Origin of the sequence: Flavobacterium sp. ENC (genome assembly GCF_020991415.1) — a bacterium.
In the GTDB taxonomy this organism is placed as follows: Bacteria; Bacteroidota; Bacteroidia; order Flavobacteriales; family Flavobacteriaceae; genus Flavobacterium.
The window spans coordinates 855,923-876,960 of sequence record NZ_JAJMOY010000001.1 but is presented as its reverse complement, the minus strand read 5'-3'; the positions used below and the strand labels follow the sequence as shown (position 1 = coordinate 876,960).

General features: G+C 37.5%; 19 protein-coding genes. 6 read left to right on the top strand and 13 right to left on the bottom strand.

Annotation, left to right across the window (positions count from 1 at the left end):
• Window positions 1-185: 185 nt before the first annotated feature.
• The 3 genes from LPB89_RS03625 to LPB89_RS03615 are packed head-to-tail and all read left to right on the top strand — an operon-like array spanning window position 186 to window position 3,304.
• Window positions 186-1,367 carry an ankyrin repeat domain-containing protein gene (locus LPB89_RS03625; protein WP_230700301.1) on the top strand — a complete coding sequence of 394 codons (1,182 nt, stop codon included), beginning with the start codon at window positions 186-188 and terminating at the stop codon, window positions 1,365-1,367.
• A gap of 28 nt (window positions 1,368-1,395) precedes the next feature.
• Entirely contained in the window at window positions 1,396-2,742 is a 1,347-nt protein-coding gene (locus LPB89_RS03620) for an ankyrin repeat domain-containing protein (protein ID WP_230700300.1), read from the top strand.
• A 19-nt stretch (window positions 2,743-2,761) separates the two neighbouring features.
• On the top strand, window positions 2,762-3,304 hold the full coding sequence (locus LPB89_RS03615; protein WP_230700299.1) for a hypothetical protein: 543 nt from the start codon (window positions 2,762-2,764) through the stop codon (window positions 3,302-3,304).
• Between the two features lie 890 nt (window positions 3,305-4,194).
• On the opposite strand, the gene tnpA is transcribed toward LPB89_RS03615, so the two are convergent.
• The 8 genes from tnpA to LPB89_RS03575 all read right to left on the bottom strand — a co-directional run bounded on the left by tnpA (window position 4,195) and on the right by LPB89_RS03575 (window position 12,867).
• The gene (gene tnpA, locus LPB89_RS03610; protein WP_230700298.1) at window positions 4,195-4,602 is read right to left on the bottom strand and encodes an IS200/IS605 family transposase; all 408 of its coding nucleotides are present in this window, start codon (window positions 4,600-4,602) and stop codon (window positions 4,195-4,197) included.
• Between the two features lie 22 nt (window positions 4,603-4,624).
• The gene (locus LPB89_RS03605) at window positions 4,625-5,995 is read right to left on the bottom strand and encodes a rhodanese-related sulfurtransferase (protein ID WP_230700297.1); all 1,371 of its coding nucleotides are present in this window, start codon (window positions 5,993-5,995) and stop codon (window positions 4,625-4,627) included.
• A gap of 377 nt (window positions 5,996-6,372) precedes the next feature.
• Window positions 6,373-6,783 carry a BrxA/BrxB family bacilliredoxin gene (locus LPB89_RS03600; RefSeq protein ID WP_029271207.1) on the bottom strand — a complete coding sequence of 137 codons (411 nt, stop codon included), beginning with the start codon at window positions 6,781-6,783 and terminating at the stop codon, window positions 6,373-6,375.
• 214 nt (window positions 6,784-6,997) lie between these two features.
• Entirely contained in the window at window positions 6,998-8,161 is a 1,164-nt protein-coding gene (locus tag LPB89_RS03595) for a lycopene cyclase family protein (RefSeq protein ID WP_230700296.1), read from the bottom strand.
• Window positions 8,162-8,179: 18 nt separating this feature from the next.
• Window positions 8,180-8,644, bottom strand: coding sequence for a thioredoxin fold domain-containing protein (locus LPB89_RS03590; RefSeq protein ID WP_230700295.1), 465 nt, complete (start codon window positions 8,642-8,644; stop codon window positions 8,180-8,182).
• A 381-nt stretch (window positions 8,645-9,025) separates the two neighbouring features.
• Window positions 9,026-11,323: a TonB-dependent receptor gene (locus LPB89_RS03585; RefSeq protein WP_230700294.1), complete on the bottom strand. Its 2,298-nt coding sequence runs from the start codon at window positions 11,321-11,323 to the stop codon at window positions 9,026-9,028.
• 278 nt (window positions 11,324-11,601) lie between these two features.
• Window positions 11,602-12,516: an NAD(P)/FAD-dependent oxidoreductase gene (locus tag LPB89_RS03580; protein WP_230700293.1), complete on the bottom strand. Its 915-nt coding sequence runs from the start codon at window positions 12,514-12,516 to the stop codon at window positions 11,602-11,604.
• Window positions 12,517-12,522: 6 nt separating this feature from the next.
• Window positions 12,523-12,867: a MerC domain-containing protein gene (locus LPB89_RS03575; RefSeq protein WP_230700292.1), complete on the bottom strand. Its 345-nt coding sequence runs from the start codon at window positions 12,865-12,867 to the stop codon at window positions 12,523-12,525.
• Between the two features lie 94 nt (window positions 12,868-12,961).
• Between LPB89_RS03575 and LPB89_RS03570 the strand changes: the two genes are divergently transcribed.
• The 3 genes from LPB89_RS03570 to LPB89_RS03560 all read left to right on the top strand — a co-directional run bounded on the left by LPB89_RS03570 (window position 12,962) and on the right by LPB89_RS03560 (window position 16,042).
• Window positions 12,962-13,351, top strand: a complete 390-nt coding sequence (locus tag LPB89_RS03570; RefSeq protein WP_230700291.1) for a Fur family transcriptional regulator — start codon at window positions 12,962-12,964, stop codon at window positions 13,349-13,351.
• 74 nt (window positions 13,352-13,425) lie between these two features.
• Window positions 13,426-15,297, top strand: a complete 1,872-nt coding sequence (locus LPB89_RS03565) for an Nramp family divalent metal transporter (RefSeq protein ID WP_230700290.1) — start codon at window positions 13,426-13,428, stop codon at window positions 15,295-15,297.
• 91 nt (window positions 15,298-15,388) lie between these two features.
• Window positions 15,389-16,042 (top strand): metal-dependent transcriptional regulator, encoded by a 654-nt coding sequence (locus LPB89_RS03560; RefSeq protein WP_230700289.1) that lies wholly within the window; start codon window positions 15,389-15,391, stop codon window positions 16,040-16,042.
• 243 nt (window positions 16,043-16,285) lie between these two features.
• On the opposite strand, the gene LPB89_RS03555 is transcribed toward LPB89_RS03560, so the two are convergent.
• The 5 genes from LPB89_RS03555 to hemH form a co-directional block, all read right to left on the bottom strand.
• The gene (locus LPB89_RS03555) at window positions 16,286-16,684 is read right to left on the bottom strand and encodes a hypothetical protein (RefSeq protein WP_230700288.1); all 399 of its coding nucleotides are present in this window, start codon (window positions 16,682-16,684) and stop codon (window positions 16,286-16,288) included.
• 172 nt (window positions 16,685-16,856) lie between these two features.
• Window positions 16,857-17,639, bottom strand: a complete 783-nt coding sequence (locus LPB89_RS03550; protein WP_154341904.1) for an enoyl-CoA hydratase/isomerase family protein — start codon at window positions 17,637-17,639, stop codon at window positions 16,857-16,859.
• 10 nt (window positions 17,640-17,649) lie between these two features.
• Entirely contained in the window at window positions 17,650-19,065 is a 1,416-nt protein-coding gene (locus tag LPB89_RS03545; protein WP_154341984.1) for an ATP-binding protein, read from the bottom strand.
• A gap of 142 nt (window positions 19,066-19,207) precedes the next feature.
• The gene (locus tag LPB89_RS03540) at window positions 19,208-19,756 is read right to left on the bottom strand and encodes a CopD family protein (protein ID WP_230700551.1); all 549 of its coding nucleotides are present in this window, start codon (window positions 19,754-19,756) and stop codon (window positions 19,208-19,210) included.
• Window positions 19,757-19,890: 134 nt separating this feature from the next.
• On the bottom strand, window positions 19,891-20,904 hold the full coding sequence (gene hemH, locus LPB89_RS03535; protein WP_230700287.1) for a ferrochelatase: 1,014 nt from the start codon (window positions 20,902-20,904) through the stop codon (window positions 19,891-19,893).
• Between the last annotated feature and the right edge of the window lie 134 nt (window positions 20,905-21,038).

Here is a 21,038-nt window from a genome sequence, read left to right as displayed (position 1 = left end):
ACACATCCAATCCTAATTTAAAAAAACCTATTCTGTTGCTTTTAAGACTTAAACTGTCATTTTTAATTTTTATCCTGAAATATATTTACGAATTTTATGTTTTGTCTTACAGCATCGTTTGTGAAGTCAATAATTACAAAGCAAACTATTATCAAAATTTATCATCATTTTTAAATACATTTCAAATGCAAACACAAAACCAGATTGAAAATTTCCTTTTCCAGGGAAAATTTGACGAGGCCAGAGAATCCCTAAATAACGGCGAAAACTTTAACGGACAATATCTTCAAAATAATTTTTCTCAAATCACAGCCAAAATTATTGAAGCCAAAGAAATTGATTTCATTGACAGACTGATAAAAGCTGGTTTTATCGAGACTGATATTTACGAACTGGACAGCTTTGACAAATCAATATTCAGCTCTCTTGCGCGAAATATAAAAGATGATGCAGAATCTATTTCCTTTTTCAAAGAAATAATGTCGAAAGTTGACAATAGTAACGACGAAATCAGCGATCAGACTTTACTGGGATATTGTATCGAAAAAGAAGCCGTTCCGGAAGTAATTAAAAGCTTAATAGAAGATTTTGGCTGTAATGCTCAATATAAAAACAACGCACAAGAGAATTTCATTCATAAAATCGTAAACAACTATTCCATAAATGCCGGGAAAGGACAGGAATATATCAAAATACTGCTGGAAAATGGTGTTGACATTAATGAAAAAAATGTAGTAGGCACTACACCATTGATGTATGCCGTTAAAAGAAACAAAAAGGAATATATTCCATTGCTGTTAGAAAATGGAGCTGAGCCTAATGAAACAGATAATCAGCAAAATAGTTCCTTTTATTATGCGGTTGGCGAACAGTTTTCTATTCCGATGTATGAACTTTTGGCAGCATCTTCATCAGCCAATTTCAATACTGTCAATAAAGACGGAAGAACCTTGCTGACCGAATTTATCCGAATGATGTCGGATTCAGAACAGGATCTGAATGCACTTCAGAGATTATTGTCAGATGGTGCCGACTTAAATCACTGTGCGCAATATTACGGAAATCCAAAATCTGGCCTGGATTATATTGCGGAGAAAAAATCAGGTATTCTAAAATCGGTATTGGACAGCGGATCTATTGACGTTAACGAACAGGACAATCAGGGAAATACCATTTTGCATAAAGTCTGCGCTTACAATGTAAATTACGATGCCGAAGCCGCAAAAGAAATCTACAGAAAGGTAAAATTACTTCTGGAAAATGGGGCAGATAAAGATATCACCAATGATAAAGACGAAAATGCTCTTACACTCGCTTCTACAGATAATTTAAAAATTAAGACTGTTGAACTTTTAATAAAAGCCTAAACTTATATAAAATCAAGATTCTATGTCAATGTCATTTATAATTGCCTGCGAAAACGGCAACCGAAAAATAGCCGAACTACTACTTCAAAATAAAGAAGTCGATGTAAAATATACGGATGAAAAAGGGAGAACCGCACTGCATTATGCCGCCCACAGAGGATATCTGGACATTGTAAAGATATTAACTGAAGATGGTGCCGATATTAACTACGAAGATCATCAGGGAGAAACCCCTTTGTACTTTGCCTGTCTGCAAAAACAAAAACAAACCGCATTGTACTTATTGGAAAATGGTGCAGAAGTTACCAAAAATGATAAATACGGAAACAGTCTTTTACATTTGGTTGTTCAAACTGCCCAAATTGAAATTGCAACAAAGTTGCTTGAAGCAGGTATTGATGTTAATCTTTTGAATAACAATGGAGAAAGTGCGCTATTATTGGCTTCAGCGAAATTAAACCGGGAAGTTATTCAATTGCTTTTAGATAAAGGAGCGGATATTAATGTAACCGATAAACAAGGAAACACACCTTTGCTTTACGCCTGCTACACAAAATCGATCCCAATGGTGACCCTGCTGTTGGATAATGGTGCCGACATCAACCATGCAAATCACGCTGGCGAAAATGCTCTTTTGATTGCCTGCTACGAAACCAATAGAATGCTGGCCAAACTTTTGGTTGAAAGAGGTGCAGCTGTGTTTACATCCAACAACAATGGCTATTCTCCAATTTGGTACGCCTGCGCGAATAATCAAAAGGAAATTGTGGCTTTGTTTCTAGAAAACGGCGTTGATGTAAATTACAGTAAGCCGATGGCCGGCGATACCTCATCTATGAATGATTATCTGGACTGGGTGTTAAGTGCCTCCAGCATTTCTAACGAATCCAGTTTTACACTGAATAGCAGTTATACTTATGGTGGCGAAAGCCTTTTGCATGTGGCTACTAAAAAAGGTAATTTAAGCATGGTGAAACTGCTTATCGAATCTGGTGCCAATATCAACATACAAGACGAATCCGGAAATACACCCCTGCATTACAGCGCTGCAAACGGAAAAAAAGATGTTGTAAAATATTTACTCGACAATAACGCCGATGCTTCCATTGTAAACGTAAAAGAGCAAAAAGCAATTGATTATTCGAATGTAAAAGGTTTTAATGAGATTACAGAGCTGATTCTGAAATTTGCGCCTTCAGGAACAGTTGTGAATCCAATACATACAACTTCACAAACGGACGCACCGAAAGCCGATACTTCAAATTCAATGGAGGCAAAGAAAAAAGCCTTACTGGATCTTAAAGAATTATTAGATGCCGGAATTTTGACCGCGGAAGAATTTGATGCTGAGAAAAGTAAAATCTTAAAAGGATAAATAACAAACAAACTTAAAAATGAAAAAAATCTTAAATACCATTACTCTGTTTTTAATAGTAATAGCCACAAGTATAGTTTCTATTTCCTGTACAACCCATTCGCCACAAAAAACTTTTGATATAGCAGCTTTAAATTCTAATTTATTATCGCGCTTTGGCAGTAAGGACATCAATTTTAAGCTGGATTCTGAACCTCAGATATATGATGAGACCAAAAAAAATATGGTTGCTTCTTCTTATTATGATTACTTTAAATTTGATATCACCAATTTAGAAACTCAATTGAACAAAATTAAAGAAATAGAGGAAAATGAGGACAATAAAGAGCTTCTTCAGGCATCGAAGAATCTATTCACTTATGCGATTGCTAAAGAAAAAGAAGGTTACTTGCCAATTGCCAAAATGAAAGACGAAAAGGCCTCACCTGAACAAATACAAAAAGCAATAGCAGCTTTTGATGCATCCACCCAAAACGATATCGAAGCTAAGTTTACAAAATTGATGAATGTTGCAAAAGCTTATGCCGAAAAGCATAACATTGATGCCAAATTTGGTATTTAATAATCAAACAAGTTTTAGGAAAAAGAAAAACCCTGTTTTGTAATGATACAAAATAGGGTTTCTTTTTTTATTGCTAAGTTTCCTTAACCGTAATAATCTTTACCGGACATGCCCTTTGCGGCCAATTCAAACTCACGGGAACTTGTCAATTGGTATTTTTAATAATCCAGTTACCAAATCTATAATCCTAATGGAGATACTTTTCGTCCTGCAGTTGAAACCGCAGGCAATGCTATTCTCCAGCAATGTTTGAAATATAGCCCGTGGATTCACCACGGGAAACGTGTCAATTGAAATTTTTAATAATCCCGTTACCAAACCTATAATCCTAATGGAGACACTTGTCGTCCTGCAGTTGAAACCGCAGGCAATGTTATTCTCCAGCAATGTTTGAAATATAGCCCGTGGTTTCAACCACGGGAAACACGTCAATTGACATTTTTAATAATCCAGTTACCAAATCTATAATCCTAATGGAGATACTTGTCGTCCTGCGGTTGAAACCACAGGCAATGTTTTTCTCTAGCATATTTGAAATATAGCCCGTGATTTAAACCACGGGAAACACGTCAATTGGCAATTTTAATAATCCAGTTACCAAACCTATAATCCTAATCGAGATACTTGTAGTTCTGCGGTTGAAACCGTAGGCAATGTTTTTCTTAAGCAATGTTTGAAATATAGCCCGTGGTTTCAACCACGGGAAACGTGTCAATTGACATTTTTAATAATCCAGTTTACCAAACCTACAATCCTAATGAAATATTTGTCGTCCTGCGGTTGAAACCGCAGGCAATGCTATTTTCCAGCAATGTTTGAAATATAGCCCGTGGTTTCAACCACGGGAAACGTATCGATGAGCAATCATTTATCTCCCAAACCATGCAATTTTACAAAATCATCAATTCATCTTGACCGTTTTTCTTTAGATGATGTTGTTTTTGATTTTTAATATAATAGTAAACAGCATCCAACTGAGACTCGCTAACGGAAAAAGCTGCATAGCCAGTTTGCCAAGCAAATTTTTCAAGGATAAGGTCTTCTCTATTTATAAAATGAGAAGAACTTCCTTTTATTTGCTTCACAATGTCTGAGATAGTTTTTTGTGGATTTTGTAAAAACAAAACATGCACATGATCTGGCATTCCATTTATGATTCTAACTGGACATCCGAGTTCGGTTAACTCTTGCCAGATAAAATCATACATCCTCTTCTCAATTGAAAAATCAATTAATTCCTGACGATGTTTCGTTGCCCAAATTGCATGAATCCATAATTTGGTAAAGGACTGTGACATAAATAAATTAGCAAAATTTCTGCTAATTTACAATTTTATACAATTTATCTGACAAACGAATACGGAAAGGAACTTCAAAAGTTACTTTGTCACCAATATTTGCTGTTGTGGTTTCAGCCCCATTCACGATCATTTTATCTAAAATCAACTCCTGCTCACCTGTTGTCGGCCCGGAAATTAAGATTTTATCGCCAATTTGCAGGGTCTGGTTTTCAACTGTAAATTGCCCTACTTTAGCTTTTACATAATAATGCTCCGCTTTTCCAAGCAAGGCTTTCTTTACTTTTATTTTCTGACGGATATCAGCTGGTTTAACTTCGCCAGGTTCGGCTGCAGCCAAAACTGTATCCGCTAATTCTCCCGAATGTTTAAATTTTAGATTTTCAGATTTTCCTTTTCTAAAGACCTTATTCCCCACTTGTTTTCCGGTTCTTAAACGAACCTGATCGACCAAAGGCAGGTGAATAATATCCAGACATTCTGTAGAGCAGCAGTTTTCCATTGTTGCTTTACATTCATCACATTGAATAAACAACAAATGACATCCGTCGTTTTCACAATTGGTGTGGTTGTCACAAGGTTTTCCGCATTGATGGCATTGCGATATGATATCTTCGGTAATTCTTTCGCCAAGACGATTATCAAATACAAAGTTTTTTCCGATAAATTTGCTTTCCAGGCCTTCTTCTTTTAGCTGTTTGGCGTAATTGATGATTCCGCCTTCTAACTGATAAACATTCTTAAAGCCCTGATGTTTGAAATATGCGCTGGCTTTTTCACAACGAATTCCGCCCGTGCAGTACATCACCAGGTTTTTGTCTTCTTTATGGTTTTGAAGCTGTTCGTTGATGATCGGCAAACTCTCCCTGAACGTTTCAACATCCGGAGTAATCGCGTTTTTAAAGTGTCCCACTTCACTTTCGTAGTGGTTTCTAAAATCAACAACAATGGTGTTTGGATCGTCAAGTATTTGGTTGAATTCCCTCGCTTTCAGGTGGACACCTATGTTGGTAACATCAAAATTTTCATCGTTTAAACCATCCGCAACGATTTTATCACGGACTTTAATGGTCAGTTTTAAAAACGAATGGTCATCATGTTCTACCGCTTCATTCAGTCGTATGCCTTTCATGAAATCATACACTTCAAGAGTTTCCCTAAAGGCCTCCAGATTTTCTTCAGGAATACTCATTTGGGCATTTATTCCCTCTTTAGCCACGTAAATTCGGCCTAAAGCATCGAGTGCATTCCAGGCTACAAATAAATCATCGCGAAATTTTTTGGGATCTTGAATTTTGGCATACGCATAGAAAGACAACGTTAGTCGTTGTTTACCGGCATCATCGATCATGATGGCTCTTTCTTCTGCGCTTAAAGTGTTATACAGTTGCATGCTATAAACTAATTTAAGTTAAGAAAATATTTTTTGAGGTGCAAAGGTATGAAAAAGGTTCAAAGCTGCAAAGGTTTTCTTAGTTACAAAGGGACAGAGTAACAAAGGTCCAAAGGTTTTAAGTACGATAGTATTAAAAACAAAAAAGCACTAAATTAATAGCGCTTTTTAAAATCTTTGTACCTCTGTACCTCTGTACCTTTGCCTCTTTGAACCTAAAACCTCAGAACCTTGTTGCAAAACAAAGGTTCTAAGATTCTGAGTTGCTAAGATTCTAAGGTTTCAAACGGATTTAGTAAAAACAAAAAAGCACTAAATTAACAGTGCTTTTTTTAAAATCTTTGTACCTCTGTACCTTTGTCTCTTTGAACCTTTAATTAGCAATACTCATTAAAAGCATCCTGCAAGTTCTCAGCAATCAATTCAGCAGGGCGGCCTTCGATGTGGTGACGCTCTAACATGTGAACCAATTCTCCGTTTTTGAATAAAGCCATAGATGGCGATGATGGAGGAAAAGGGAACATATGTTGTCTTGCAGCATCAACCGCTTCTTTGTCAACTCCAGCAAAAACTGTAATTAAGTGGTCTGGTTTCTTAGCTCCTTCTAAACTCATTTTTGCTCCCGGACGTGCATTTCTTGCAGCACAACCACAAACAGAGTTTACAACAACCAAAGTGGTACCTTCAGCTTTGATAGCGTTATCTACAGCGTCAGCACTATGTAAATCTTGAAAACCTGCAGCAGTCAATTCAGCTTGCATTGGTTTTACCATTTCTTCTGGATACATATTTCTTTATTTTTAAATTTTACTTTTGAACTGCAAAGTTACAAAGTTTACTCGCAACTACTTAATTTGAAGTATAAAGTTTTGTTATAGTATCATTGATAATAGAATTGTCACAAATTTGGCACGCAAATTTGGCAGATTAAGCCGTTTTTTGACTAAGATTCTAATAAATTACAATTCGCTTAATCCTATAAATCTGCGCGAAATAGATTTTTTATTTGAATAATACCCGAAACAATGCCTTAATAAAAGGGATTTTAGGACATTTTAAAATCACCTGAACGTCCTCCAATACATTCGTTTCTTCGTCCAAAAATTTAAAAATCAAAGCCGGGTTGCCTTTTTTGAATAAAGAAGAAAAAATAGCACTTCCCAATTCATTATAACGATACAGAATATCTAAAAGCAACAAATCATAAAACCAAAACCTGCTTTTTTGATGAAAAGATGCCATTTTTGGGGAAAGATTATTTTGCAGGAATTCTACTAAAGCTGATGATTTTTTATCGGAATTTTTAAACGTATAACCCGTACTCGCCTTGGTCCAGCCACCCGCTGTTCCAATATTTAAAACGCGTTTGGTGTTTTTCTTCCAGAAAGGGTAACAGGTCATGGGAATGCTGCCCTGCTCCTTTTCGGTAATTTCATATTGATCAGCTCCGAGGTTTCTCAAATAGATCTGAATCTCATTTTCGTATTCTGCTACGGGAAGAAGGTTTTCAGAAAACAGCGTATATTCTACCAAAGCTTCTGTTTTAGAAATGGGCAAAACATACATAAAGCGTGTATTTCCTCTTTGTTCTACTGAAAAATCCATAAAAGTAGCTTGTTCCGGATGAAAGATTTCGGATTTACTTTTTACAAACCAGCCGACAAAGTGCTGCTTCAAGACTGGATATTTGGTTTGATTTAATGCAAAACCTTTGGTATAAATGCTGTTGAATAAAGAATCACAAGTATAACGGTTCGCTTCCGTTCCCACAAAAACATGGGTTTCGAGTTCGTTGATATCGGTTACTTTTTCATTAAGGAAAGTGATATTGGATTGTTTTGAAATCGTTTCAAAAATAAAATTATAAAAGTCCAGTCCACGAATTTGATTGTACCGATAAGGCTTCAAAATTAAATCGCGTTTAAAATCTTCATTGACAAATAAAGCCGAGTCCCATTTTTTGGAGATTATCGAATTCCAAAGTGATTCTTCCTGATCCCAAAAACACCAGGTTCTGTCGTTTGTCTTTTTCGCATCTTCATCTAATAATAAAATAGTTTTGTCAGAAAATTTACCGGACACCGCCATTTTATAAACCGTCATCAATGCGGATAAACCTGTGCCGGTAAAAATATAATTGAAATGTTTGATTTGTGAAGATTGCATTTTCAAAAATAACAAATTTTATTCTTTCAATTTTTCTAAAAGAAGGTTAAAATCTTTAGGCCCCAGATAATTATTATACTGCAAAATGATCTCGTTTTTCTCATTCAAAACACATAAAACCGGATAGACAATTTGATTGTTCAACGTTCCCAATTGCAAAGCCAATTCATGAACGCCAACGTTATTGCCCGATGGCTGGTATTTAAAAGTCTGATTATTAAAAGTAATAACTCGTTTTTCCTCAGCATTCAAATCCAAAAAATAAAAATCGAGATTGAGTTTCTCAATAATTTCCTGGTTTTTAAAGGTGGTGTTTTTCATTCTCTGGCAAAACTGACACCAATCGGTATGGATGAAAACGATTGTTTTTTTCTTTTGAATGTGTTGCAAACTATCTACTTCCTCAAAAGATCGCGCTTTGAGCTGGCAGAATCCGGTTACGGAAATTGCTAAAAAGAAGATCATTAAGGTTAGTTTTTTCATTTGGTTGGTTGGTTGTTTTCGCCACTCCCGATAGCTATCGGGAGTGGCTGCTTAAAATAATATAAACCCGATTGTCACCCTGAGCGAAGTCGAAGGCTTGTAAATTGGAACATGGGGCTTCGACTCCGCTCAGCCTGACAAATCTTTATCACAAAAAATTAAACACAATCAATAAAATCCGTTTAATACGTGCATCCTGATAGCTATCGGGAGTGGCTGCTTCAAATAATATAAACCCGATTGTCACCCTGAGCGAAGTCGAAGGCTTGTAAATTGGAACATGGGTTTCGACTCCGCTCAGCCTGACAAATATTTATCACAAAATTAAACACAATCAATAAAACCTGTTTAATCCGTGCATCCGATAGTGGCACTACACCTTTATCTCAAAGTATACCGCAATCCAAAAAAACCGCGAATGGTCTGATTTTGTCCGTAAACATAAGTCGTGTCAAAAGTTAACCCATACGGATTATCCGGAGTATCGACGATTTGGCCCTTTGGAACTACGTTACCTCTGATACCAATAGCCGTACCATCGGAAGTCTGCACGTTTTTATCAAAAGGGTCATTGGTTCTCGAGATCAGAAACGGATTGTTTTGTTTGGGTGTGAAGTTCAACAAGTTCTTGATTCCCCCGTAAAGTTCAAAATTCTTCCATCCAAAATAGGTAAACTGAATATTCTGAATACTGTACCAGGGCGACTTCGGACTTCTGGGATCTAAATCGCTCAATAAAGGCAGCTTCATCGAGCTGTAGACATTTCCGGTATAATCCAACAATAAGTTCATCGAATCTATTTTGTAGGATACGCTCCAGGTCCCTGTGAATTTCTCTGTTAAAAAAGGTGTTTGGGAAACTCCGTTTTCCACATTTTTGTTGTCCAGAACGGTCGCCCCGAGTATAAACTTCAATCCTGACGGAAAATTAAGATCTATATTCGTGCTGATTCCCTGACTTAACGCGTAGCCATTGATATTGTCGTAAATGATTTTATTCGGATCCGTAATATAGTCCGATATAATCTTGTTACTGAATCGCGTATAAAAAGCCGTAGTTTCAATTCCAATAAACGTTCCGTTGGTAAAGTTTATTTTCTGAATATAATTCAGATTCACATTCACCGATTGTTCCGGTTTTAGATCACTTTTAAGCACCACATCTCTCGAACCGGTAAGTGCTGCGTGATCTTCGGTGAATAAATTTACTACACGAAATCCTGTTCCTGCATTTAAGCGGAAAATGGTATTATCACTCTTTTTCCAGCGGTATGCCACTCGTGGTGTAAAAATTGAACCATGAATCGAATTGTAATCATAACGCATTCCAAGGAGCACCTGACTTTTGGGAGACAATGTAATTTCATCCTGAACAAAAATTCCCGGTAACCAGGTATTTTCGGCTGCTTTTGTGGCGGCGGTATTATCGTCGTAATACGAATATCGGGTAGCCATTCCCGCAAGGAAATCATTTTGGCCTGTCTTTTTATCCCAAGTCAGTTGCAGGAAACCTATCTTTTGATTGGCAATATAGGATGTTGTTCCGTAACGACTGTCCTGATAATGCACGTTTCCGGAAAACGAGAGCATCAGTTTTTCTTCAAAAGGCAATTGATAACTTCCGATCAGTTCTCCTCTTTTGGTATAAATACTTTCGCCGTAAATTTGATCCCCGCTGCGGTATTTTTTCTCCCAACGCACGTCCCCACCCCAGCGGTCTTCATACATTCCGCGTGCTGCGATTGTAAACAAACGGTTATTCCCGCGTAAAAAACTCCATTTATTAAAAACCGAAATCCTTTCCGACAGCGTTACATCTGTAAAACCATCTTTATCTTTATCTACAACCTCATTGTAATTGAAGTAATTGATTCCCAAGAGTGTAGTCGCTTTTTTCGATGGATTGAATTTCATTCCCAAATCCACATTTGTTTCCAGGTAGCTTGTCGAAAAAACATCGGCAGAAAACAGTGGCGCATTCGTTGGATTTTTGGTAATGATATTAATCAGGCCGCCCACTGCTTCACTTCCATATAATGAAGAAGCAGGACCTTTTACAATTTCGATGCGTTCCACCAGAGAATTTGGAATTCCGGACAATCCATACACCGTTGAAAGACTGCTCACAATCGGCATTCCATCAATTAAAACCAACGTATAAGGGCCTTCGAGTCCGTTAATGTGAATATCACCTGTATTACAAACACCGCAATTGAGCTGAGGCCGGACACCATTGATGTTTTGCAGCGCTTCATAAATACTTGGCGTTGGGTTTTTCTTAAAGAAGACCGGTGAATAAACCTCAACCGGAACAGCGCTTTCTAATCGTTTTACGGCTTTCAGCGTTCCGGAAACGACCACTTCGTTCAGCTGATTTCCGTTATCCGTCAATTCAAAATCGTAGGAATGAATCGAATCCTTCAGCACCTCTATCTTCTTTTTCAGGGTCTGAAAACCCATTTGAGAAATCTGGATGGTATAACTTCCGGCAGCAATATTTTCTAATTTGTAATATCCTAAACTATCTGTAACCGTTTTATGTTTTGTTCCTGCTAAATGAATGTTTGACAACGGTAATTTCTGGCCTTCACCTGAGATATATCCTGAAATAACAGCCGTTTCCTGTGCAAACGAATATTGCAAACCAAATAATAGCAAGATCAAAAATAGTTTTTTCATTGTTTTAAAATTAAATTTAGACAAAACTAAAAATTAAATTTGATAAATAATGATTACAAGACTGGAAATTTTAATTCTATTTAAATCAATATGTTATATTCCTATTTTTTCTAAGGTTGAATAACGTCCAGCTTCAGCTGAATGAAAATATAATCGAAAACAAAAAGGGTTTTGCCAAATTTTGCGGATTTGGCTAAAGCCCTTTTCCAATTCAGACCTAATTTTTCCCCTAGCTGAAGCTAGGGGCTATTCAACAAGGGTTAACTAAAGGGACAGGTTCAAATAGTAAAAACCTCATCAATAAGCTCTTTATTGATAGAAGCACCCGCAAAAGACCCTGAAGAAACGGCCATCGCAACTGATCTTGCCTGAACATGGCAATCACCACTTGCAAAAACTCCGGAAATTGTCGTTTTCTGAAAACCGTCGACTTTCAATAAACCCTGTTCCGTTAATTCGCAGCCTAAAGATTCCGGTAAAGGGCAATGCTGTTCAAAAGGTGCTTTGAAATACAGCGCTTTTACTTTAATTTTTGATTGATTTTTAAAGATAATTTGCTCAATGTTTCCGTTTGTATGCATTACAGCTGCGATTTCTTCTTCGATAATTTCAATTTTATGTTTCTTCAGAATATCTGTTTGTGCTGGCGTTAAGGTTGATTTTTCATTTGTAATGAGTCGCAGGTCTTTTGTCCAGTTCGAAATCATTTTGACATATTCAAAACCCATATCGCCATTGGCAACAACAGCAGTTTTCTCGCTTTTTACTTCATAGCCATGACAATACGGACAATGTATAACGGAAATTCCCCAACATTCTGCGAAACCTGAAATTTCCGGCAGCAGATCTTTGACACCTGTTGCGAACAATAGTTTTTTACAAGTGAAGATTTTTCCGGACGCTGTTTCAATTGTAAATCCGTTTTCAGTCTTAATCACGTTTACTGCCAGTCCGTTGTAAAACTGAACTGTCTTATAAAAATTAACCTGCATTTTGGCTTTGGCCGAAATAACGGCAGGTTCTTCACCATCCTGTGTAATAAAATTATGGGAATGTGGCGTTTGTCTGTTACAGGGCAAACCGCTGTCAATAACCAAAACGTTTCGTAAAGAACGCCCCAGGCTCATTGCTGCTGAAAGACCGCTGTAACTTCCGCCAACAATAATAACTTCATAATTTGTCTGCTGTGTCATAACTTTTTATTTTTTATGTGATTTATAATTTAAAAAATGTCCAATGATCATTCCTGTACCTCCTGCCCCTATCAGATTCAAATGAATTTCCAGCAAAAGTTCACTCAAAATACTCATCCAGATCAATGACATTGAAATGATAAGAATAGTTATTACTAAGAGATTTGATTTTTTAATACTTTTGAGAATGGCAAATACTCCAATAATGGCAAAGATCAAATCAATAAAAGGATTGTGACTTATGCCTAAAGGAAGAATGGCAAGCAATGGAAAAACCAAACAATGTGCGAGACAGATAGTCGCACTTGAAATTCCTAAAATATCATAAGGGGATGTTGCTGTTTTCTTCATATCTTGTATATTTGCCTAATGCAATTTTGTTGCAAATATACATAAAAAATTGAATTGCAACTTTGTTGCGATAATAAAATTTAATTCATTTAACATGAAAGTCACAAGAAATACTACAGCAAAGACGGCCGTTACAGAGATTCTTAGCAAATCTAAAACAGCGCTTTCGCATTCCGAAATACATAAAGTAACTGCTGATTTGTGCGATCGGGTTACGATTTACAGAATATTAGATCGCTTAGTAAATGACGATATCGTACATAAAATTGTAGATCTTGACGGAACGGTTAAGTACGCAAAATGCCATCATTCGCATCCCGTAACAATACACAATCATGCCCATTTCAGTTGTGAAAATTGTCATGAGATAACGTGTCTGGAAAGTGTAAAGCCAAGTTATATCATTCCGCATAATTATAAGGTTAACGATATCAATTTTACCTTATCCGGATTGTGCCCGAATTGTTTAAATTCTAACATTTAAGTTTTAGACTTGCCTAAAAATATTGTTGTGCGAATGTAATTTATGGTTATATTTGTTCAAACAACATTTCTACAATGACCAAATCTTTAGAAGAAGTTCACCAATCGGTTGCAACAGAGCACAAAAAAACAGGATTCAGAAAAATATTAGCCTTTTTAGGTCCGGCCTATTTAGTAAGCGTAGGTTATATGGATCCCGGAAACTGGGCCACAGACATTGCCGGAGGAAGCCAGTTTGGTTACTCTTTACTCTGGGTTTTATTAATGAGTAATTTGATGGCTTTATTGCTTCAAAGCTTAAGTGCCCGTCTGGGAATCGTAACACAAAGGGATTTGGCGCAAGCTTCCAGGGAAACGTATTCGAAGTTTATCAATTATATTTTATACTTTCTGGCCGAAATTGCAATTGCGGCCTGTGATCTGGCCGAGGTTTTAGGAATGGCCATCGGAATCAATCTTCTTTTTGATATTCCGCTGATCGAAGGCGTTTTGATTACGGTTTTGGATACTTTTTTATTACTCTTCCTGATTAACAAAGGTATCCGTAAAATGGAAGCTTTTATAATTGTTCTGGTCGCTATTATTGGATTTTCCTTTATTTTTGAAATGATTTTTGCAGAACCGGAACTGGATAAAGTGCTCTACGGACTTATTCCGTCCATGCCAAATTCCGCAGCCTTGTACATCGCTATTGGGATTATTGGTGCGACTGTAATGCCTCACAATTTATACTTACACTCCTCATTAGTGCAGACCCGCAAATTCGATCGCACTCCCGCGGGAATCAAACAAGCATTGAAGTACAATTTTATAGATTCCACTATTGCTTTAAATCTTGCGTTTTTCGTCAATGCCGCTATTTTGATTCTGGCCGCGGCCACATTTTACAGAAACGGAATGTTTGAAGTTGCTGAAATTCAGGATGCCCACCAGTTTTTACAACCTTTGCTGGGAACAAAATGGGCTCCTATTTTATTTGCAGTGGCCTTAATTGCTGCAGGACAAAGTTCAACAGTAACAGGAACTCTTGCCGGACAAATTGTAATGGAAGGGTATCTGAATCTGCGCATACAGCCGTGGGTGCGAAGAATCATCACCCGTTTAATTGCCATTGTGCCTGCGGTTATCGTGATTTTGATTTATGGGGAAAGCGTTACCGGAAAATTATTGATTCTGAGCCAGGTTATTTTGAGTTTACAGTTGGGGTTTGCGATTATTCCGCTGATTCATTTTGTGAGCGACAAAACCAAAATGAAAGGTTTCCACATTTCAAGAATGACCCAGATCGCAGCCTGGATTATTGCTCTTATCATTGTTTCCCTGAATGCAAAGTTAGTGTATGACGAAATTACTTCCTGGCTGGAAAGCTCCAGTCACCCTGTTATTCTTTGGCTAACCGTGGTTCCCCTTGCTTTTGGATTCTTAGCTTTGTTGTTATACATAATTGCAAAACCTTTTATCGCCAGGGCCAAATCAAATATCGAGAATCATTCCCCTCATCATTTAAAATTACAATATGCCCCAAGAGAAACGTACAGTAAGAAAAACATTGCCATATCGGTAGATTTTTCCAAAGCCGATGAAGCGGCGCTAAACAATGCTTTTGAACTGGGCGGAATTGATGCACAATATACCTTAATCCATATTGTAGAGACTGTAGGGGCTTTAATGTACGGAGGTCATGTAGACGATCACGAAACTACTATCGATGAAAAATTATTATTAGAATATAAAGAAATGCTTTCGCAGAAGGGCTTCCGAATCGAAACCGAACTCGGTTTTGGAAAACCCAACACCGTGATTCCTAAGATTATCAATGCCGGTAATTTTGATGTTTTGGTCATGGGAACCCACGGCCACACCGGACTAAAAGATATTTTATTTGGAACAACGGTAGACAAATTGAGACATAAAATTTCGATACCTTTGTTGATTGTTAAAAAATAGGGGCTAAGGTTCTGAGTTACTAAGTTGCTGAGGTTTCCTTTGCTGCTTTACCTTAGAACCTTAGCCACTTAGAACCTTAGAACCTCACAAAATGACTTTTTCAGAAGAAAATTATCTAAAATCGATATATCACCTTACTACTTCTAATGATTCGGAAGTAAGTACCAACGCTATTGCCGAAATGATGGAAACGAAAGCTTCCTCGGTTACGGATATGCTTAAAAAGCTTTCTGAAAAAGATTTGGTTCATTATAAAAAGTACCAGGGGGTGTCTTTGACAGAAAATGGCAAACTGGCTGCTAAAATGATTGTTAGAAAACATCGTTTGTGGGAGGTGTTTTTGGTTGAAAAACTGAATTTTTCCTGGGATGAAGTTCATGATATTGCAGAACAATTGGAACACATCAAATCGGAGCAACTAATTAACCGACTGGATGATTTTTTGGGGAATCCTACCGAAGATCCGCACGGCGATCCGATTCCGGATGCGAACGGGCGCATTGTCAAAATCGAGAAATACCTGCTTTCTGAATTAAACGAAGGGCAAACCGGAGTTTGTGTGGGTGTAAAAGATACTTCCTCTGAGTTTTTGAAGTATCTGGACAAACAGGAAATTGCTTTGGGATCAAAAATCGAATTTATTTCAAAAGAGTCATTCGATTTATCGTTACGAATAAAAGTGGATAGCAGAGAATTGTCTATTTCTAATAAAATCGCTTCAAATTTGTTTGTGAAGCTGGTTTAGAGGATTGTTTCACGGAGATTCGCGAAGAGCTGCACAGAGGCTCGCAAAGGTTTTATTCTTTTGTGAGACTGAGTGAAGCGGAAGCTCCTGTTTACTGAATCACTTTGCCGGACTTCGACTTCGCTAAGTCTGACAAACCGTGTGCTCTTTAGCCCCGATAGCAGTGGAAATCCTTTTGTGGCGGGGTTCGCCACAAAAGATTGTAACGAATAGCGGGATTAGCTCCTAAACCAATCCTTACTATTAAACAATGCCTTTCTCTATCATTTCCAGCATGACAGGTGAAGCATTTTTAAAGGTCGGCTCTTGTTCGATAATACTTCCTGCATTCTTTTTGTTTACTTTAAAAGTTACATCATTGTCTGTTGTAAACAACAAAGCGGTCAAAAACGGATTTTTAATATAAGTTCCCAACACCAATAGCGCTTCGTCCAAAGTATGAATGCTTTCTATTTCTTCGGTTTTATAACGAGTCGTCAGTGAAATTGAATAGGTGTTATCTTCATTTAATACCAAACGAAAATAGATGTTCTTGATTTCGGTATCGCCAATGGTTTTGGCCAGAGTGAGTTTGGCAAAAGTGCCGGCTTGGATGCTTTCTTTGACGCGTTCGCAAAAAAGAGCAAATATAGGTTCGTACATTTTTTTAGGTTCTAAGGTTCTGAGATGCTAAGGTTCTAAGTTTTTTAATCTTGAGCAGCCTGGGTCGTTGTACCGCAAAGTTGCGCAAAGATTTCGCAAAGTTACACAAAGCTTTGTATTAATTTTTCCTTTGTGAATCTCTGTGAAATCTTTGTGGAGCTCTGTGGTAACTTTATTTTCCTGTAAATTCAGCTTTGCGTTTTTCTAAGAAAGCTGTTGTTCCTTCTTTAAAATCCTGAGTTCCGAAGCATTTTCCGAAAGATTTTATTTCAGTATCAAAACCATCCTTTCCGTCTTTGTAGTTGGCATTAATGGCTTTTATCGCTCTGCTGATGGCAAAGGGAGCATTTTTAATAATTTTTTGGGCAATTCCTTTCGTAAATTCTAAAAGTTCGGTCTGAGGCACCACATAGTTTACCAAACCGTATTGTTTTGCTTCTTCTGCCGAAATCATCGCCGCAGTCATAATCATTTCCATCGCACGGCCCTTCCCTACTAACTGAGGCAGACGCTGTGTTCCACCGTAACCCGGAATCAGTCCTAAAGTTACTTCCGGCAATCCCATTTTAGCATTGTCTGAAGCCACTCTGAAATGACAGGCCATTGCCAGTTCTAATCCGCCGCCTAATGCAAAACCATTAACGGCCGCAATTACGGGTTTCTTTAAATTTTCAATAAAGTCAAATAATGTTTCTTGTCCTTCAGCTGCTAATTGTGCCCCTTCAACAATGGTATAATTGGCAAATTCTGAAATATCAGCTCCGGCCACAAATGCTTTTTCACCACTTCCGGTAATGATAATCACTCGAACGTCATCATTTTTTGCTAACAATTTTACAGCTTTACTCAGGTCGCTAATCGTAGCTTTGTTTAAAGCATTTAGTTTGGTCGGTCGGTTTATTGTTACGGTTGCAATTTTTTCTTCGATTGAGATTAAAAGATTTTCGTAGTTCATGACGCTGAATTTAAGAGTTTGTGATCGGTAGGGAAACCCTGAATGTGGTTCCTTTTCCGTAAGTTGATTCAAAGGTAATTGTTCCTTTGTAATTTTCGATGATGTTTTTTATAATTCCGAGTCCAAGGCCCATTCCACTGGTTTTGGTGGTGAATTTTGGTTCGAAAATACGGCTGGTATCCAGTTTCTGAATTCCGATGCCATTGTCTTTTACGGCAATTTCCACGTTATTATTCCTGCGCTTCACCGTCACGACAATCGATTTATGAAACTGGCTTTCGGGAATGGCCTGAGTGGCATTTTTAACCAGATTGGTAATAATACGGATCAATTGCGTACGATCCATTTTGGAGATGATATTTTCTTCTTCGCTTTCAAAAACAATATAATCTTCATTGAAAATATCCAGGGAAAGTTCGACCACTTCAACCACATTTAAGGTTTCGTTTTGCTGGGCGGGCATCGAGGCGAAATTCGAAAATGCTGAAGCGACCGCTGTCATGGTATCAATCTGCTGGATTAAAGTTTCAGAATAATCGTTTAGTTTCTGTTTTACATCGGGGGCAGTCGGATCAAATTTTCGCTGAAAACTCTGCACCGTCAGACGCATTGGCGTAAGGGGATTTTTAATTTCGTGCGCTACTTGTTTCGCCATTTCACGCCAGGCTTCCTCACGTTCGCTTTGGGCCAGTTTGACCGCACTGGTTTCGAGCTTATCCACCATCCCGTTGTAGGCTTTAATCAGGAAGTTGACTTCTTTACTATTCGCTTCCAGAACAATCTTCTCGTTTTTCTGATCCAGATTGGTTTCTTCGAGTCGGTCTGAAATTGTTTTTAAGGATTTGGTGATATAAGTTGACAAAAAATAAGCCAAAGCAAAGGCAACCAAAAGCATGAAGGAATATACCTGACTTAAACGAATTAAGAACGTATTCAATTCGTTGTCATAATAACCGTCATCTTCTAAATAAGGGAGATTTAAAATTCCAAGCGGTTTGAACTTTTCATCTTTAATCAGACTATAAGAAGATCTGTTTTTAACACCGTCGATCGTTTTAATATCTACAAAACGCTTTTCAATGGAAGACCGCACCAGTTTCAGGATATACTCCGGAATGGGCGGCGGCGCTTTGTCAACGGCAAAAGATTCCTTGGAAGATTTAAGGAGTTTCCCGTCAAGGCTGTAAATATTAATTTCAATTTTGTGAATCTGGGCCAGCTCGTGGATTTTATCTTTAAAAATCAAATCCAGATTCCCGGTTTTCAGCGGATAGGTGGTGGTGGAAAGCACATAGTTAATGTGTTCTTTTACCGCATTTTCCTTGCGTTCCAGCCGTTCCTGATGGTATTCCTTGGCTTCGTTTTTAAATTGAATAATCGAAATGGAAGCCAGTAAAAAAGATGCCACAACAATCAATACAATCATCGACAGGAAAATCCTGGTACGAAGTGAAAGCATCGACATTTTGAAGTTGTTTAACATGTTTTTTGTTTGTTTTGTTTCAGGTTTCAGGTTTCAGGTTCTTTGCGGTTGACAACTTGAAACCTGAAACTTAAAACTAAAAAAACTACTTTTTTTCTCGTATTCGTTTATAAAACTTAAAACCCAGCATAATGATAATGGAGAACAAAAAGATTCCGATTACACCATAAATCCAGTTGATGGCGCTTTTTAAAACCACTAAAAAAACAACTGCAAATAATATTATAGTAGCGCCTTCATTCCATAAACGCATAAAATTGTTGGAATATTTCACCTCATCATTTTGCAATTGCCTGAAAATCTGATGGCACTTGGCATGGTACAAATACAGTAAAAAAACGAAACACAATTTTACGTGCATCCACGGCATTTTAAGCCAGGCGTTTCCCAAATCAGTAAAAAGCAGCATCCAAAAAGCAAAAATACTCGCCAAAATTGCAGATGGCCAGGTGATGATGTACCACAAACGGTACGTCATTATTTTGTATTGCGCCTGCAGAATTTCTTTTTCCGGAGATGGTTTTTCATTGGCCTCAATTTGATACACAAACAAACGCACTATATAAAACAGCCCGGCAAACCAGGTGATTACAAAAATAAGATGCAGTGATTTTAAGTAGTTATAATACTCCATAGTTATTTGTTTCAAGTTTCAGGTTTAAGTTTTTTTTCTAAAGTTGATTATAACCTGAAACAACTATTATTTCGAACACAACTTGTGTCCATCATAAGTCATTACTCTTTACTCTTTATTCTATTTTCTATTTTCTATTTAGCCCAGTCGTTGATCCAGTTACTAACGGTCTGACACCATTCGTCGTCGTCATTCAGACATGGAACAGCCAGGAACTCTTCGCCTCCGTTTGCCTCAAAATCTTCTTTGGCACGCATGGCGATTTCTTCCAGTGTTTCCAAACAATCGGAAACGAAAGCCGGTGTTACCACTGCCAGTTTTTTGATTCCTTTTGCCGGCATTTTATCAATTTCGATATCAGTATAAGGCTCAAGCCATTTATCCCCTGCTAATCTGGATTGAAAAGTCAGACTGTATTTATCCTCCGGAATTCCTAATAACTTCACCACTTGTTTTGTCGTTTCATAACATTGGTGACGGTAACAAAAATCATGTGCCGCGGACGGTGTATTACAACAAGAACCGTCAATTTTACAATGCGACTTGGTTACATCCGTCTTACGAATATGGCGCTCCGGGATTCCATGATACGAAAACAATAAATGATCGTATTCATATCCGGTTAAATGTTTCTGAATGGAATCGGCCAGGTTTTTAATATAATCCGGTTTGTTGTAAAAGGCAGGAACATCTGTAAAGGTCATTTGCGGAAATTTCTTCTTTCTGATTTCTTCAGCCTTAACCAAAATAGTCAAAGTCGAAGCCATAGCATATTGCGGGTATAACGGAAACAGCATTACTTCTGTAACTCCTTTATCGTGTAATTCCTGAAGCCCTTTCTCGATAGTCATAGTTCCGTAACGCATGGCCAGTGCAACTGGTACATTTACCAACGGCTGTACTTTCTTCTGCATTCTTTCAGAAAGAACGACTAGCGGAGAGCCTTCGTCCCACCAGATTTTTGCATAAGCATGTGCTGATTCTTCCGGTCTTTTTCTCAGAATTATTCCACGAACTAACAAAGCCCTCAATAAATACGGAACGTCAATCACGTATTTATCCATTAAAAATTCGTCTAAATACGGCTTTACGTCTTTTGGGGTTGGACTTTCGGGAGATCCTAGATTTACTAATAATACGCCTTTCATTATGTTATTTTGCTTTAGGCTTTAAGCTTTAGGCTTTAAGCATTTGTTAGGTTAATTTTCGCCAAAAGTATTTGATAATACGTTTTGGAAATATGATAATTATTACTTTTTACTTATTGCTGAATATGAAAAAT